The organism is Bradyrhizobium sp. USDA 4506 (assembly GCF_054058795.1).
Window position 1 is genome coordinate 2,765,288 of sequence record NZ_JBSSBM010000002.1, and the last position, 16,036, is coordinate 2,781,323.

Annotated in this window: 9 protein-coding genes; 7 read left to right on the plus strand and 2 right to left on the minus strand. The window is 64.8% G+C overall.

Going from position 1 to position 16,036, the window contains the following annotated elements:
* Positions 1 to 33: 33 nt before the first annotated feature.
* Entirely contained in the window at positions 34 to 216 is a 183-nt protein-coding gene (locus ACVIHF_RS15165; RefSeq protein ID WP_225646739.1) for a hypothetical protein, read from the plus strand.
* A 177-nt stretch (positions 217 to 393) separates the two neighbouring features.
* Here ACVIHF_RS15165 and ACVIHF_RS15170 read toward each other — a convergent pair whose 3' ends face one another.
* The gene (locus ACVIHF_RS15170) at positions 394 to 2,382 is read right to left on the minus strand and encodes a PAS domain S-box protein (RefSeq protein ID WP_456792210.1); all 1,989 of its coding nucleotides are present in this window, start codon (positions 2,380 to 2,382) and stop codon (positions 394 to 396) included.
* A 273-nt stretch (positions 2,383 to 2,655) separates the two neighbouring features.
* On the opposite strand from ACVIHF_RS15170, the gene ACVIHF_RS15175 reads away from it, so the two are divergent.
* The 5 genes from ACVIHF_RS15175 (at position 2,656) to ACVIHF_RS15195 (ending at position 14,735) form a co-directional block, all read left to right on the plus strand.
* Complete coding sequence (locus ACVIHF_RS15175) at positions 2,656 to 8,946, plus strand: HAMP domain-containing protein (RefSeq protein ID WP_456792211.1); 6,291 nt, start codon at positions 2,656 to 2,658, stop codon at positions 8,944 to 8,946.
* Between the two features lie 16 nt (positions 8,947 to 8,962).
* Positions 8,963 to 10,459, plus strand: a complete 1,497-nt coding sequence (locus ACVIHF_RS15180) for a sensor histidine kinase (protein WP_456794090.1) — start codon at positions 8,963 to 8,965, stop codon at positions 10,457 to 10,459.
* Positions 10,460 to 10,672: 213 nt separating this feature from the next.
* Positions 10,673 to 11,701, plus strand: coding sequence for an HlyD family secretion protein (locus tag ACVIHF_RS15185; protein WP_456780547.1), 1,029 nt, complete (start codon positions 10,673 to 10,675; stop codon positions 11,699 to 11,701).
* Positions 11,698 to 13,311: a DHA2 family efflux MFS transporter permease subunit gene (locus ACVIHF_RS15190; RefSeq protein WP_456792212.1), complete on the plus strand. Its 1,614-nt coding sequence runs from the start codon at positions 11,698 to 11,700 to the stop codon at positions 13,309 to 13,311. The genes ACVIHF_RS15185 and ACVIHF_RS15190 overlap by 4 nt, the downstream gene beginning before the upstream one ends.
* An 80-nt stretch (positions 13,312 to 13,391) precedes the next feature.
* Positions 13,392 to 14,735 (plus strand): PQQ-dependent sugar dehydrogenase, encoded by a 1,344-nt coding sequence (locus ACVIHF_RS15195; RefSeq protein WP_456792213.1) that lies wholly within the window; start codon positions 13,392 to 13,394, stop codon positions 14,733 to 14,735.
* 18 nt (positions 14,736 to 14,753) lie between these two features.
* Here ACVIHF_RS15195 and ACVIHF_RS15200 read toward each other — a convergent pair whose 3' ends face one another.
* Positions 14,754 to 15,011: a hypothetical protein gene (locus ACVIHF_RS15200; RefSeq protein ID WP_028340659.1), complete on the minus strand. Its 258-nt coding sequence runs from the start codon at positions 15,009 to 15,011 to the stop codon at positions 14,754 to 14,756.
* 200 nt (positions 15,012 to 15,211) lie between these two features.
* Here ACVIHF_RS15200 and ACVIHF_RS15205 point away from each other — a divergent pair, with 200 nt between their 5' ends.
* Positions 15,212 to 16,030, plus strand: coding sequence for an aminoglycoside phosphotransferase family protein (locus ACVIHF_RS15205; protein ID WP_456792214.1), 819 nt, complete (start codon positions 15,212 to 15,214; stop codon positions 16,028 to 16,030).
* The last annotated feature ends 6 nt before the right edge of the window (positions 16,031 to 16,036 follow it).

Genomic DNA, 16,036 nt, shown 5'->3' on the forward strand with positions numbered 1-16,036 from the left:
ATCGCCGATCCGACCGCGCCACCGCGGGCATCGATGAATGACGATCGCAGTCCACTGCTGACGCTGATCTCCTGCATCAGCTGCATCAGGACGATGCGGCTCGAGAGCAGCCATCCGGGCAGCGAGGGCAGGGATATTCTTCAGTACCGCTGCGAGCAATGCAGCCGCATCGAGCGGGTGCAATTGGTGCGGCGAAGCTGGCCGGCGGAACGCTAGCCTTTCGATTTAGAGCTAGTGTCCCGAATCCGAAGTTCGCATCATTTGCCGCACCTTCGGAGCGAACTTCGGATTCGATGAGGACACTAGCAAACTTATGATTCTAGTGTGCTTTATGAATGCGAAGTTCGTGAAAGTGGCTGCCGCGAAATCGCACGAACTTCACATTCAGACACACTAGGAGCGGGCTTTCGCCTTTGGTCTTGCCGCGACGTCATGCGCGGTGGCATCGAACTCGCTCGAAGCGTTGCCGGATGGCCCGCTCGTCGCGCTGCCGACGCCGTGCCCCGTCAACTTTGCGAGTTCGCGGCTGAGGTCGTGGATGTGGTACGGCTTGCGCAACACCGGAAAGTCGGACCTCACGTCGCGTGCGCTCGCGCTGTAGCCTGTCGTCAGCAGGATCGGCAGCTCGGGCTTTCTGTCCCGGATCGTGCGCGCCAGCTTCAGTCCATCGATCCTGCCGGGCATGACGATGTCGCTGAACACCACATCGATCCCGTTGGCGTCGATCTCCGACAAGGCGGCCTCCGCGTTCGAGGCCCAGCGCACGGTATAGCCGAGCTGTTCGAGCAGGCCCGTGCTCGCATCGGCGACGGCAGGATTGTCCTCGATCAGCAGGATCGTGGCCAAGCCGGGCGTGCTGTGCCCCGTAGCCGTGCGCTTTGCGGCCGCGGTCCCCCGCGGGAGATAGATGCTGACCGTCGTGCCCTTGCCGAGCGCGCTTGTAATCTCGACCCGGCCATCCGCCTGGTGCGCGAAGCCGTGAACCTGGGACAGCCCAAGGCCGGTCCCTTTGCCGACCGGCTTGGTGGTGAAGAAGGGATCAAAGACCTTGTTCATGACATCGTCTGGAATGCCTTCGCCGGTGTCGGTAATGCTGACGACCACCTGGGCGGCTTCCGGGACATTGCGCGCCGCGACGGTCAGCGTGCCGCCGCCGGTCATCGCATCCCGGGCATTGACCACGAGGTTGATCAGCGCGGTCTCAAATTCCGTCGGATCGACGAAGATCGGCCAGAGATCCGGTCCGATCTCCATGTTCAGCTTGATCGCGCCGCCGAGCGCGCTGGTCAAAACCTCTCGCACCGCGGTGATCCTGTCAGCGACGTTGATGGTCTGCGGATTGACACTCTGCCGACGCGCGAAGGTGAGGAGCTGCCTGGTCAGGGACGCGGCACGCTCGGATGCGGTTTCGATCGCGCCGAGTGCAAGCGTCCCCCGTTCGCTCATCACCTCGCGCTTGATCCGGTGCAGATTGCCGGAGATGATCATCAGCAGGTTGTTGAAGTCGTGCGCGACGCCGCCGGTCAGTTGGCCGAGCGCATCCATCTTTTGCGATTCCGCAAGCTGACGCTGCACCTGTTCGAGCTTCTGATGCGCGTCGCGCCGCTCGGAAATATCCCGGGTGATCTTGGCGAAGCCGACCAGGCTGCCGTCGGTATCGCGGATCGGATCAATCACGACGCTCGCCCAGAAGAACGAACCGTCCTTGCGGACCCGCCAGCCTTCCTCCACGTAATGCCCGGTCTCTTCCGCGATCTTGAGCGCATGGGCGGGCTTGCCGGCAGCCTGGTCGGCCGGCGTATAGAACCGCGAGAAGTGCTGGCCGATGATTTCGCCGGGCGAATAGCCCTTGATGCGCTCGCCGCCGGCGTTCCAATTGGCGACGATGCCGGCCGGCGTCAACATATAGAGCGCATAGTCGGTGACATTGCTCACCAGCAGGCGGAACTGGCTTTCGCTGGCCTCGAGATCCGCGCGCGCCTGATGCCGCTCGGTGATGTCGCGGGTGACCATTGCGTAGCCGACGAGCTTGCGCTTCTCGTAGATCGGATCGATGACCACAGCGGCGTAGAATCGCGACCCGTCCTTGCGGACAGACCAGCCTTCGGCCGCTGAGTGCTTGTCCTTCCGCGCCATCTGCAGAGCTCTCGCCGGAACGCCGGATGCGCGGTCTTCGGCAGGATAGAAGACCGAGAAGTGCTTGCCGAGGATCGCCTTGGCCGGATAGCCCGTGATGCGCTCGGCGCCCTTGTTCCAGTTGATGACCCGGCCATCGGGGCCGAGCGTGCAAATGGCGTAGTCGACCACGCCGCCAGCCACCGGCCGACGATCGTGCCGGCTCTCGACGATGCCCCGTTTGAGTTGTTCTGATTTCTTAACCATCACCGATCCTGCCCCCGCCCGAAACGCGCGGGGATGGTCAATGTTCCATGCGAGCACGAGGACCGGGCGATCAGGGCCGGCTCCGTCGTTCTTCGGAAAAGTTCGGCCAACGGTCGGAACTTTTGGTTCCAATCGCGATTAAGGTACTCGGTTTGCGTCACAAATTGCGGTTTTGGCGTTTTCCCGCTTGAATAGATCAAGGGCAGTCATTCTTATGGTCACACTGGCTTTTCCGAGTCTCTGGATTCGCAGCCAGCGCGTAGGGGAAATTACATGACCGATCTCGGTTCGTCGCCTCGTCCCCGTGCTGATACGCGCCGCAGCCAGCAATCAAACGGAAGCCTCGATTCTTCGCATGACCTGCTGCAATCGCTGCAGGCGATGCGCGCCGGCGACTTCTCGGTCCGGATGCGTGGCGACTATCTCGGCATCGACGGCAAGATCGCGGACGCCTTCAACGAAATCGCAGCCGCCAACGAGCGCATGGCGCAGCAATTGGCGCGCGTCGGCCAGGTCGTCGGCCGCGAGGGACAGACCCGCCAGCGCGTCAATTTCGGCCTCGCCAGTGGCGCCTGGGCCGATATGGAGAGCTCGGTCAACACGCTGATCGATGATCTGCTGTGGCCGACCCGCGAGGTCACCCGCGCGGTCGCTGCGGTGGCGCAAGGCGACCTGCTGCAGACCGTGCAGCTCGACGTCGAGGGCCGGCCGCTGCGCGGCGAATTCCTGCAGTCGGCGAACATCGTCAACACGATGATCAAGCAGCTCTCGGTGTTCACCTCGGAGGTCACGCGCGTGGCGCGCGAAGTCGGCACCGAGGGCAAGCTCGGCGGCCAGGCCCAGGTGCCGGAAGTGACCGGCGTCTGGAAGGACCTGACCGAGAGCGTCAACTCGATGGCCAACAATTTGACCGGCCAGGTCCGCAACATCGCCGAGGTGACGATCGCGGTCGCCAACGGCGACCTGTCCAAGAAGATCACGGTCGACGTTCGCGGCGAGATCCTGCAGCTGAAGGAAGCCATCAATACGATGGTCGATCAGCTGCGTTCGTTCGCCTCCGAAGTGACGCGCGTGGCGCGCGAGGTCGGCACCGACGGCAAGCTCGGCGGCCAGGCGATCGTGCCCGGCGTCGCCGGTACCTGGAAGGACCTCACCGACTCCGTGAACGCGATGTGCGGCAACCTGACCGCCCAGGTGCGCAACATCGCCAACGTGACCACGGCCGTGGCGCGCGGCGACCTGTCGCGCAAGATCACGGTCGACGTCAGCGGCGAGATTTTGGAGCTGAAGGACACCATCAACACGATGGTGGACCAGCTCAACTCGTTCGCGTCGGAAGTGACGCGTGTGGCGCGCGAGGTCGGCACCGAGGGCAAGCTCGGCGGCCAGGCCCAGGTGCCCGGCGTTGCCGGCACCTGGAAGGACCTGACCGACAACGTCAACTTCATGGCGTCGAACCTGACCGCGCAGGTCCGCAACATCGCCGACGTCGCGACCGCGATCGCCGGCGGCGACCTCTCGAAGAAGATCACGGTCAACGTGTCGGGCGAGATCCTTCAGCTGAAGGAAACGCTGAACACGATGGTGGACCAGCTCAACGCGTTTGCATCGGAAGTGACGCGCGTGGCGCGCGAGGTCGGCACCGAAGGCAAGCTCGGCGGCCAGGCCAACGTGCTCGGCGTCGCCGGCACCTGGAAGGATCTGACCGACAACGTCAACTTCATGGCGTCGAACCTGACGGCGCAGGTGCGCAACATCGCCGCCGTGACGACGGCGGTCGCGGGCGGCGACCTCTCCAAGAAGATCACGGTCGACGTGCGCGGCGAAATCCTCGAGCTGAAGGACACCATCAACACGATGGTCGATCAGCTCAACGCGTTCGCGGGCGAGGTGACGCGCGTGGCGCGCGAGGTCGGCACTGAAGGCAAGCTCGGCGGCCAGGCCGAGGTGCGCGGCGTCGCCGGCACCTGGAAGGATCTCACCGACAGCGTCAACTCGATGGCCTCGAACCTGACCGCGCAGGTCCGCAACATCGCTGAGGTCGCAACCGCGGTGGCGAAGGGCGACCTGTCGAAGAAGATCACGGTGAACGTGTCGGGCGAAATCCTTCAGCTGAAGGAAACGCTGAACACCATGGTGGACCAGCTCAACGCGTTTGCCGGCGAGGTGACGCGCGTGGCGCGCGAGGTCGGTACCGACGGCAAGCTCGGCGGCCAGGCCGAGGTGCCCGGCGTCGCCGGCACCTGGAAGGACCTGACGGACAGCGTCAACTCGATGGCCGGCAATCTCACGGCGCAGGTGCGTAACATCGCCGAGGTCGCGACCGCGATCGCCGGCGGCGACCTGTCGCGCAAGATCACCGTCGACGTGCGCGGCGAGATCCTTCAGCTGAAGCAAACGCTGAACACGATGGTCGACCAGCTCAACCGCTTCGCGGGCGAGGTGACGCGCGTGGCGCGCGAGGTCGGCACCGACGGCAGCCTCGGCGGCCAGGCCAACGTGCCCGGCGTCGCCGGCACCTGGAAGGACTTGACCGATAACGTCAACTCGATGGCCGGCAACCTCACCGCGCAGGTCCGCAACATCGCCGAGGTGACGACCGCCGTGGCGCGCGGCGACCTGTCGCGCAAGATCACCGTCGACGTGAAGGGCGAAATCCTCGAGCTCAAGAACACCATCAACACGATGGTAGACCAGCTCAATGCGTTTGCAGGCGAGGTGACGCGCGTGGCGCGCGAGGTCGGCACCGAAGGCAAGCTCGGCGGCCAGGCCGAAGTGCCCGGCGTCGCCGGCACCTGGAAGGATTTGACCGACAACGTCAACTTCATGGCGTCGAACCTGACCGCGCAGGTCCGCAACATCGCCGAGGTCGCGAGCGCGATCGCCGGCGGCGACCTGTCGAAGAAGATCACCGTGGACGTGCGCGGCGAGATCCTGCTGCTCAAGGACACCCTGAACACGATGGTCGAGCAGCTGCGCTCGTTCGCCGCCGAAGTGACGCGGGTGGCGCGCGAGGTCGGCACCGAGGGACGGCTCGGCGGCCAGGCCGTGGTGCCCGGCGTCGGCGGCACCTGGAAGGATCTCACCGACAACGTCAACCTGCTGGCGGCGAACCTGACCACCCAGGTACGCAACATCGCCGAAGTCACCACCGCGGTGGCGCGCGGCGACCTGTCGCGCAAGATCACGGTCGACGTGAAGGGCGAAATCCTCGAGCTCAAGAACACCATCAACACCATGGTCGACCAGCTCAACGCGTTTGCGGGCGAGGTGACGCGCGTGGCGCGCGAGGTCGGCACCGAAGGCAAGCTCGGCGGCCAGGCCGAGGTGCGCGGCGTTGCCGGCACCTGGAAGGACCTCACCGACACCGTCAACGTCATGGCGGTAAACCTGACCGAGCAGGTGCGCGGCATCGTCAAGGTGGTGACCGCGGTCGCCAACGGCGATCTGAAGCAGAACCTGACGGTGAAATCGAAGGGCGAGGTGGCCGCGCTCGCCGACACCATCAACAACATGACCGAGACGCTTGCGACCTTCGCCGAACAGGTCACCAGCGTGGCGCGCGAGGTCGGCGTCGAGGGACGGCTCGGCGGTCAGGCCAACGTGCCCGGCGCGGCCGGCACCTGGAAGGATCTCACCGGCAACGTCAACCTGCTTGCGGCCAACCTGACCTCGCAGGTGCGCGCGATCGCGGAAGTGGCGACCGCCGTGACCAAGGGCGACCTGACGCGCTCGATCCAGGTCGACGTCCGCGGCGAGGTCGCCGAGCTCAAGGACAACATCAACACGATGATCGGCAACCTCCGTCTCACCACGGAGCGCAACACCGAACAGGACTGGCTGAAGACCAATCTGGCGCGCTTCACCAACATGCTGCAGGGCCAGCGCGATCTTGCGACCGTCGGCCGGCTGCTGCTGACCGAGCTTGCGCCGCTGATCAACGCGCATATGGGCGTGATCTACCAGGTCGACAATCCCGAGAATGCGCAGTTGCGCCTGTTGTCGGCCTATGCCAGCGACAGCAGCAATCCGCATCCGCAGATCGTCCAGTTCGGCGAGGGATTGATCGGCCAATGCGCGCTCGACAAGCGCCAGCGCCTCGTCTCCGAGATTCCCGGCGATGCGGTGCCGATCAATTCGGCCTTGATGCGGATCATGCCGAAGAACCTCGTCGTGTTTCCGGTGCAGTTCGAGAACCAGGTCAAGGCGGTGATCGAGCTGTCCTCGATCTCCTCGTTCACGACCTCGCAGATCACCTTCCTCGAACAGTTGACTGACAGCATCGGCATCGTGCTCAACAGCATCGAGGCGACGATGCAGACCGAGGCGCTGCTCAAGCAGTCGCAACAGCTCGCCGGCGAGTTGCAGACCCAGCAGAAGGAATTGCAGCAGACCAACGATCAGCTGGAGCAGAAGGCCCAGCAGCTGGCCGAACGCAATGTCGACGTCGAGCGCAAGAACCAGGAAATCGAGCAGGCGCGGCGCGCGCTGGAAGAAAAGGCGACCGAGCTGTCGCTGACTTCGAAGTACAAATCCGAATTCCTCGCCAACATGTCTCACGAGTTGCGGACACCGCTGAACTCTATCCTGATCCTGGGCCAGCAGCTCACCGAAAATCCCGACGGCAATCTGACCGGCAAGCAGGTCGAGTTCGCCCGCACCATTCACGGCGCCGGCACCGACCTGTTGAACCTGATCAGCGACATCCTCGATCTCTCCAAGATCGAGTCCGGCACGGTGACGGTCGACGCCGAGGAAATTCTGACATCGAGCCTGCTCGAGACCGTCGGACGGCCGTTCCGGCACGAGGCGGAGAACCGGCACCTCTCGTTCAGCATCGATGTCGACGCCAATCTTGCGCGCAGCATGGTGACCGACTCCAAGCGGCTGCAGCAGGTGCTCAAGAACCTGTTGTCGAATGCGTTCAAGTTCACCGCGGAAGGCGGCGTCAGCCTGACCGTGTCGGCCGCGCTCGGCGGCTGGAGTATGGAGCATCCGATCCTCAATGCGGCGCCCGCGGTCGTTGCGTTCGAGGTTTCGGATAGCGGCATCGGCATTCCACAGGACAAGCAGAAGCTGATCTTCGAGGCGTTCCAGCAAGCCGACGCCGGCACCAGCCGCAAATATGGCGGCACCGGTCTTGGACTGGCGATCAGCCGTGAGCTCGCGGGTCTGCTCGGCGGCGAGATCCATCTGCGCAGTGCGACGGGCAAGGGCTCGACCTTCACGCTCTATCTGCCGCTGAAATATGCCGGCCCCTCGGTGGCGCTGCGCCCGCAGGCTCGACCGATAGCGATGCCGCACACACCGGCTCCGTCGCTGCAGGTGTCAGGCGCGCAGGAGCGTGTGATCGAGCAGCTTCCCGACGACCGGCTCGATCTCGAGCCCGGCGACACCATCCTGCTGATCGTCGAGGACGATCCGCATTATGCGCGGGTGCTGATCGATCTGGCGCGCGACAAGGGCTTCAAGGTGCTGGTCGCAAGCCGCGGCGCCGAAGCGCTGGATCTGGCCAAGCAGTTCCAGCCGAGCGCGGTGTCGCTCGACGTCTTCCTGCCCGACATGCTGGGTTGGACGGTGCTGAGCCAGCTCAAGCACAATCCGCTGACCCGCCACATTCCGGTTCAGATCATCACGCTCGACGAGGACCGGCAGCACGCGCTGGCGCGCGGCGCGTTCTCCTTCGTCAACAAGCCGACGACGACGGAAGGCGTCAGCGCTGCGCTGTCGCAGATCAAGGAATACGCCAGACCACGCCGCAAGCGCCTGCTGATCGTGGAGGACAATGCGGCGGAGCAGCTCAGCATTACCGAACTGCTCGGGCACGAGGATATCGAGATCGTGACCAGCGGCACCGGGGCAGGGGCGCTCGCAACGATGCGCGAAAATCCGTGCGACTGCGTCGTGCTCGACCTGCGCCTGCCCGACATGAGCGGTTTCGAGGTGCTGGATCAGATCCGCAAGGACGAGACGCTCTCCAATATTCCCGTTGTCGTGTTTACGGGCCGGGAACTTTCAGCGGAAGAAGACGCGGAACTGCATACGATGGCGCGCAGCATCGTCGTCAAGGGCGTGGAATCGCCGGAGCGTCTGCTCGACGAAACGTCACTGTTCCTGCACCGTGTGATCACGGAATTGCCCGTCGAAAAACAGAGGATGCTGGAGAAGCTCAATAGTTCCGATGAGGATCTTATTGGCAAGACCGCACTGCTGGTCGACGACGATGCCCGCAACATCTTCGCGCTCTCGAGCGTGTTGGAGCGGCGAGGTATGAAGGTGTTGACTGCGACAACCGGTCACGAGGCCATCTCGCTGGTCGAATCCAATCCCAAGATTGCGATCGTGCTGATGGACATCATGATGCCGCAGATGGACGGTTACCAGACCATCGGCGCCATCCGGCAAAACTCCGCCTTCGCGCGGCTGCCGATCATCGCGCTGACCGCGAAGGCGATGAAAGGCGATCGAGAGAAATGCCTGGAGGCAGGCGCGTCCGACTATCTGGCGAAACCCGTGAACACCGAGCAACTGCTGCTGGCGATCCGCATGTGGCTGCACCGCTGATCGGCGATCGAACATGATGGACCACGAAAAGGTAAACATCCTTCTGGTCGATGACCAGCCGGCGAAGCTGCTGGCCTATGAGGTCATCCTGAAGGAGCTTGGCGAGACGCTGGTCGCCGCGTCGTCGGGCCGCGAGGCGCTGGAGTTCCTGCTCAAGAACGAAGTCGCGGTCATCCTGGTCGACGTCTGCATGCCAGAGCTCGACGGCTTCGAGCTCGCGGCGATGATCCGCGAACATCCGCGCTTCCAGAAGACCGCGATGATCTTCATCTCGGCAATCCAGGTCAGCGATATCGACCGGCTCCGCGGCTACGAGATGGGCGCGGTCGATTACGTGCCGGTGCCCGTCGTGCCCGAGGTGCTGCGGGCAAAGATCCGCGTGTTCGCCGAGCTCTACCGCAAGACACGACAGCTCGAACGCCTCAACGCGGAGCTCGAGGACCGCGTGCGCGCACGCACCGCCGAGCTCGAGCAGTCGACCACGCGACTGGTCGAAAGCGAGGCACGCCGCAGCATGGCGATTGCGGCCGGCAAGATGGGCTCGTGGGACTGGGATTGGGTCAACGGCGACTGGATGTGGGACGAGGGGCAATACAAGATCTTCGGCGTCGACCCGAAATCCTTCAAGCTCACCTCCGACAATATACAGGCGCTGTTTCATCCCGACGATGTCGAGCACCTCCGACAAGCCTGGACCGGCTTCGGCAAGGGCCAGACGTCCTATGAAACCGAATTCCGCGTCATGCGGCCGGACGGCGAGGTGCGCTGGTGCGTCGGCACAGCCGCGGCCACCAGCGACCGCAACGGCAAGGTGGTACGGGTGAGCGGCGTCACCGTCGACATCACCGATCGCAAGAGGGCCGAGGAGCGGCAGAGCCTGCTCACCCGCGAGGTGGACCATCGCGCCAAGAACGCGCTCGCGCTGGCACAATCGATCGTGCGGCTGACGCGCGCGCAGAACGTGACCGCCTATGTGCGGGCGGTCGAGGGCCGCATCACAGCGCTGGCACGCGTTCACACCGTGCTGTCGCTGTCGAGCTGGCAGGGCGCCGAAATCCGGCGGCTGGTCGCCGAGGAGATCGCGCCGTATTCGGAAGCTGGACAGATCCAGATCGATGGCGAAGAGGTGCAGTTGCAGCCCGCGACCGCGCAGACCTTGGCGCTGGCGCTGCATGAGCTCGTCACCAACTCCGCCAAATACGGTAGCCTGTCGGTGCTGTCGGGCCGGCTTGCGATCACCTGGGAACTGCACGACGAAACGTTGATCCTGGCCTGGGTGGAATCCGGCGGACCTCCCGTGACCAAGCCGAAGCAGAGGGGTTTCGGTACGAGAAGCGTCATCGCCAGCATCGAGACCCAGCTCGGCGGCCGCGCCGACTTCGATTGGCGCACCGAGGGCCTGGTGTGCCGGCTCACGGTTCCGCTCAAGGCGCTGGCAGGAGAGCCCGCGGCCTACCGCGATTTGTCGACGGCCGAGCAGCGCCAGCCCATGGTCAGTTCCAGGGCCGTGTAGCGCATCCCACCCGAACAGGAACCAAGCGCCGGACGCTGCGGTTAACGGGGCTTGATCGCTCCATTCGTGGCTTGAGGTGCTACCGTGGATGCCCAAACCCGAGAGCGCGGGCCGTCCGGGGAGAAGCCACGGCAGCCCGAGCGCAATCCCGAGCAAGGATCGCGACCTGACCGCGCATCCTCGCCACAGCAGGAAACCGAGCGCAAGCCATCGATGCGCGATCGGCTGCGCGAGCGCTGGCTGCTTACCGCAGTCGGCGCCTGTCTGCTCCTGCTCGCGATCATCGGTGGCGCGAGCTATTGGCTCAACGTGCGTCACTATGAATCGACCGATGACGCGTTCGTGGCCGCACGCAGCTTTGCGGTGGCGGCGAAGGTCGGCGGCTATGTCGTCGAGGTCCCCGTCACCGACAACCAGCACGTCAATGCCGGCGACCTCCTCGCGAGGATCGACGAGCGCGACTACAAGATCGCCGTCGATCAGGCCAGCGCACAGGTCGCGGTCGCCGAGGCCAATATCGCCAATGTCGAGGCCCAGATCGACAGCCAGCAGGAGCAGATCAAGGAAGCCAAGGCGCAGCAGCAGCAGGCCGAGGCGCAATTGAAGTTCGCGCAGGAGGAGGCGGAGCGCGCCCAGAACCTCGTCGAGAAGGGCGCGGGCACCGTGCAGCGGCAGCAGCAGACCCGCTCGGATCTCGATGCCCAGCAGGCCAATGCCAGCCGCGCCAGGACGGCAGTGACCGCGGCCGAGCTCGGCGTCAAGACGCTCGAGGCTCAGCTCAAGAGCAGCAAGGCATCGCTGGAGCAGGCGCAGGCCCAGCTCGATCAGGCCAAATTGAACTTGCAATATACCCGCATCGTCGCGGCGCAGTCCGGGCGCGTCGTCAAACTGAGCGGCGCGGTCGGCACCTATGTGGCGCCGGCCCAGAGCGTCATGATGTTCGTTCCTGACGAGGTCTGGATCACCGCCAACTACAAGGAAACGCAGCTGACGGACATGCGCCCGGGCCAGCCGGTCGAGATCAGGATCGATGCGTATCCGGGGCGCAAGCTCACTGGCCGCGTGGCTTCGGTTCAGCCGGGTTCGGGCACCGCGTTCAGCCTGCTGCCGGCGGAGAACGCGACCGGCAATTTCGTCAAGGTCGTGCAGCGCGTTCCCGTGAAGATCGTGATCGACAATTGGCCGAATGACCTTCCGATCGGGCCGGGCATGTCGGTCGTGCCCTGGACCAGGGTGCGATGAGCGACGTTGCGGCAGGCGGCGGCGCAGCCTGGTCGCCGGAGCGTTCGGCTGCCGGCGGACATGATCCTTACCTGATTGCCTTCGTCGTCTCGATCGCGACGTTCATGGAGGTGCTGGACACCACGATCGCCAATGTGGCCTTGCGCCATATCGCGGGCGGCCTGGCGGTCGGCATCGACGAGAGCACCTATGTCATCACCAGCTATCTGGTCGCCAACGCGATCGTGCTGTCGATCTCGGGCTGGCTCTCGACCGTGATCGGCCGCAAGCGCTTCTACATGATCTGCGTCGGCACCTTCGCGTTCGCGTCCCTGCTGTGCGGGCTTGCCTGGAGCCTGGAGGCGCTGGTTCTGTTCCGGATCATCCAGGGCCTTGGCGGCGGCGGGATGGCGACGAGCGAGCAGGCGATCCTCGCCGACTCCTTTCCGCCGGCCAAGCGTGGCCAGGCGTTCGCGATCTACGGCGTCGCGGTGGTGGTTGCTCCCGTGGTCGGGCCGACGCTCGGCGGCTGGATCACCGACACCTATAGCTGGCACTGGATCTTCCTGATCAACGTGCCGATGGGCTTGCTCTCGCTGGTCCTGGTCGGGACGCTGGTCAAGGAGCCGTCCGGCGCCGAGCAGGAGCGCAAGCAGCTCCTCAAGGACGGCCTGCGCGTCGACTACATCGGCTTCGTACTGGTCGCGATCGGGCTCGGTTCGCTCGAATTCGTGCTCGACGAAGGCCAGCGCAAGGACTGGTTCGGGTCCAACATGATCGTCGGCTGCGCGCTGGCCTCGGCGATTTGCCTGATCGCGCTGATCCCCTGGGAGCTGACGCGCAAGGACCCGATCGTCGATCTCCGCCTGCTGGGACGTCGCCAGTTCGGATCGTGCTTCCTGGTGATGCTGTGCACCGGCGCGGTGCTGATCTCGTCGACGCAGCTCCTGCCGCAGCTGTTGCAGACCGAGCTGAACTATACTGCGCTGCTTGCCGGGCTCGCACTGTCGCCCGGCGGCGTCGTCACGCTGATCTTGATGCCGGTGGTGGGCCATCTCGTCAGTCGCGTTCAGCCGAAATATCTGATCGCGATCGGCGGCTGTATCGTTGCATTCTCGATGTGGCACCTGACGGGACTGAACGGCGACATCACCTATGGCTATGCTGCGCTCGCACGCATCTTTCTCTCCGCCGGGCTTCCGTTCCTGTTCTTGCCGGTCACGACAGCGTCATATGACGGCGTGCCGCCGGATAAGACCAACCAGGCCTCGGCGCTGATCAACGTCGCGCGCAATATCGGCTGGTCGATGGGCGTCGCACTCGCTCAGACCGCGCTGGCGCAACGCCAGCAATTCCACCAGAGCCGGCTGGTCGAGCATGCCGCGCCGTCCGACATCGGGTATCAGCAGACCATCGACACGATGACGCGCTTCTTTCAGGCGCAGGGGTCGAACGCATCGGACGCCGCGTCCCAGGCGGTCGCCTGGGTCGGCCAGACCTTGCAGCGGCAGGTCGACCTGCTCGCCTATATCGACGTGTTCTGGATGCTCTCGATCATCGGCCTCGTGATGATCCCGCTGGCGCTGATCATCAAACCGGTCGATCTGACGGCGCCACCGAAGGGACATTAGAGCAGACGACATTGTGAACGCGGGAGCGGCCGAACCGCGCTATGAACGGCGTGGCCGAAGGGAAATCGCGCGAGGAGCATATGCCCAGGACGAATCTTGCCGGTGCGGGTCTGTCGGCCGTCTTCCTTGCGGCGATCAGCATCACGCGGTCGGGCGCCGAGCCCGTGCTGAAAGGCGCGGAAGCTTTCGGCGACTGGCAACGCGACAAGCCGGGCACGGTGCGCCTGATCACGCCGCAGGACTTGCCCAAGCCCGGGGCAACGGCGTCGAGCAGCAAGTTTCCGCGCGTCATGCCGAGACCTGCGTCGGCCGCGCCGCAGGTGCCGGCAGGGTTCAAGGTCGAACTGTTTGCGAGCGGGCTCAGCGGCCCGCGGATCATCCGGACCGCGCCCAATGGCGATATCTTCGTGGTGGAAACCGGCTCGGGCCGCATTCGTATCCTGCGCAGCGCCGACGGCGCCACCAAGCCTGCGACCAATGAAATCTACGCAACCGGCTTGAACCAGCCGTTCGGCATCGCGTTCTTTCCGAGCGGTGACAATCCGCAATGGCTCTATGTCGCCAACACCGACAGCGTCGTGCGCTTTGGCTACCGTAACGGCGATATCAAGGCGTCGGGAAAGCCCGAGACGATCGTCGCCCGGCTGCCGCCCGGCTACGGCCATTCCACGCGTGATATCGTGTTCACGCCGGACGACAAGCGAATGCTGGTGTCGGTCGGCTCCGCCGGCAACGCAGGCGAGGGGCTGGGCCGCCCGCCGAAGGGCATCGAGGCCTGGAGCCGCGACCATGCGCTCGGCGCTGCCTGGGGCGACGAGACCGATCGCGCCGCCGTGCTCGCCTTCGATCCTGACGGCAAGAACCAGAAGCTGTTTGCCACGGGGATCCGCAACTGCGTCGGGCTTGCGATCCAGCCGGGAAGCGGTACGCCGTGGTGCTCGACCAACGAGCGCGATGGCCGCGGCGACAACCTCGTGCCCGACTACGTGACACGGGTCCGCGAAGGCGCGTTCTATGGCTGGCCCTGGTATTACATCGGCGGCAACGAAGACCCCGCGCATGCCGGCGCGCGGCCCGACCTGAAGGACAAGGTGACGGTCCCCGACGTGTTGTTGCAGGCCCACTCGGCGTCGCTCGGCCTGACCTTCTACACCGGCAGCAGTTTTCCGCCGGAATATCGCGGCGATGCTTTTGCTGCCGAACACGGCTCGTGGAATCGGTCGAAGCGCACCGGCTACAAGGTCATCCGCATCAGGCTGAAGGACGGCGTGCCGACCGGCGAGTACGAGGATTTCGTCACCGGCTTCGTCATCGGCGACAATGAGGTCTGGGGCCGTCCGGTCGGTGTGACGGTCGCGCGCGACGGCGCACTGCTGGTCTCCGAAGACGGCAACGGCACGATCTGGCGCGTCAGCCGCGACTAGCGCTGCAGGCGGCGCGCGCTAGCCGAGCCCGTCCTTGAGGCCATATTCCTCGTAGATGGTCAGGGGATCGGTGTCGGGAAACAACCGGCACTTGGCCTGCGCAAGATGCAGCGTGACGGCGCCGGCCTCACATCTGGCGGTCAGGATTTTTCGGACATCCTCCATATGCGCGCGCGGCTGATGCTTTGACGGTAGCTGTTCGAGCGCCACCAGCGCTGTGGCCAGGGCCTCCGTGACCACCCATTCGTCGTGTCCGGTAATTCCCTTTCGCGGCATCGCCACACCCTCCGTAGCACCGGCTGCGACATTGTAGCGCGAGATGGGTGGGGGCTGTCATCAGCCAACATGGGCAGGCAGCGGGGAACCGGTTCGCGTGGCCCTGCCACGATGCGCCGCAGGGAACCGGCGTGGCAGCGCGCGGAAGCAATGATTAGAACCACGAGGCTCGCTTCTTCGTCCCCGGTCAGTCCACCCAAATGTTCGCTCCCTATCTCTCGGCCTGGAGCCTTGTCCCCGACGGCGACCCGATCGTGACGCGCGCCGCACGGTTGCTGCCGGTGCGCCGGCATGGGGAGCCAGCGATGCTCAAGCTCTCGCACGAGCCGGACGAGCGCCTCGGTGCCGTCGTGATGGAGTGGTGGGACGGCGAAGGTGCGGCGCGGGTTCTTGCCCGTGACGGCGACGCCCTTCTGCTCGAGAGGGCGACGGGATCGGCTTCGCTCAGCGAAATGGCGCGAACCGGCCGGGACGACGAGGCCTGCAGGATTCTCTGTGCAACGGCCGATCGGCTTCACGCCGAGAGAGCGAAGCCGCGGCCGGATCTGACGGCGCTGACGCACTGGTTTCGTGAGTTGTGGCCCGCGCCGAGGACGCATGGCGGCATTCTGAACCGATCGGCGGAAGTTGCCGAAGCTCTGCTGGGCAATCAGCGTGAGATCGTGGTCCTGCATGGCGACCTGCACCATGACAATGTGCTCGACTTCGGCGCGCGCGGCTGGCTCGCGATCGATCCGAAGCATCTTGTCGGCGAGCGCGGCTTCGACTTCGCCAACATCTTCACCAATCCGGATCTTGCGGATCCGAGACGGCCGGTCGCGACCGAACCCGGACGCTTTGCGCGGCGGCTCGACATCGTCGTTGAAGCCGCGCGGCTGGATCGCCGGCGCCTGTTGTCATGGATCGTGGCCTGGACCGGCTTGTCGGCTGCATGGTTTCTGGGGGATGACGATCCGCTCGCCGAAATCGACCTTACGATTGCACAGCTCGCCGCCGCCAAACTCGACCGGATGGCGTAGGGCGCG

Bases quoted from the DNA above. Each gene is read 5' to 3' on its own strand.
- ACVIHF_RS15180 (WP_456794090.1), top strand. From the start codon at position 8,963: ATGGACCACGAAAAGGTAAACATCCTTCTGGTCGATGACCAGCCGGCG.
- ACVIHF_RS15195 (WP_456792213.1), top strand. From the start codon at position 13,392: ATGCCCAGGACGAATCTTGCCGGTGCGGGTCTGTCGGCCGTCTTCCTT.
- ACVIHF_RS15185 (WP_456780547.1), top strand. From the start codon at position 10,673: ATGCGCGATCGGCTGCGCGAGCGCTGGCTGCTTACCGCAGTCGGCGCC.
- ACVIHF_RS15170 (WP_456792210.1), bottom strand. From the start codon at position 2,382: ATGGTTAAGAAATCAGAACAACTCAAACGGGGCATCGTCGAGAGCCGG.
- ACVIHF_RS15200 (WP_028340659.1), bottom strand. From the start codon at position 15,011: ATGCCGCGAAAGGGAATTACCGGACACGACGAATGGGTGGTCACGGAG.
- ACVIHF_RS15205 (WP_456792214.1), top strand. From the start codon at position 15,212: ATGTTCGCTCCCTATCTCTCGGCCTGGAGCCTTGTCCCCGACGGCGAC.
- ACVIHF_RS15190 (WP_456792212.1), top strand. From the start codon at position 11,698: ATGAGCGACGTTGCGGCAGGCGGCGGCGCAGCCTGGTCGCCGGAGCGT.
- ACVIHF_RS15175 (WP_456792211.1), top strand. From the start codon at position 2,656: ATGACCGATCTCGGTTCGTCGCCTCGTCCCCGTGCTGATACGCGCCGC.
- ACVIHF_RS15165 (WP_225646739.1), top strand. From the start codon at position 34: ATGAATGACGATCGCAGTCCACTGCTGACGCTGATCTCCTGCATCAGC.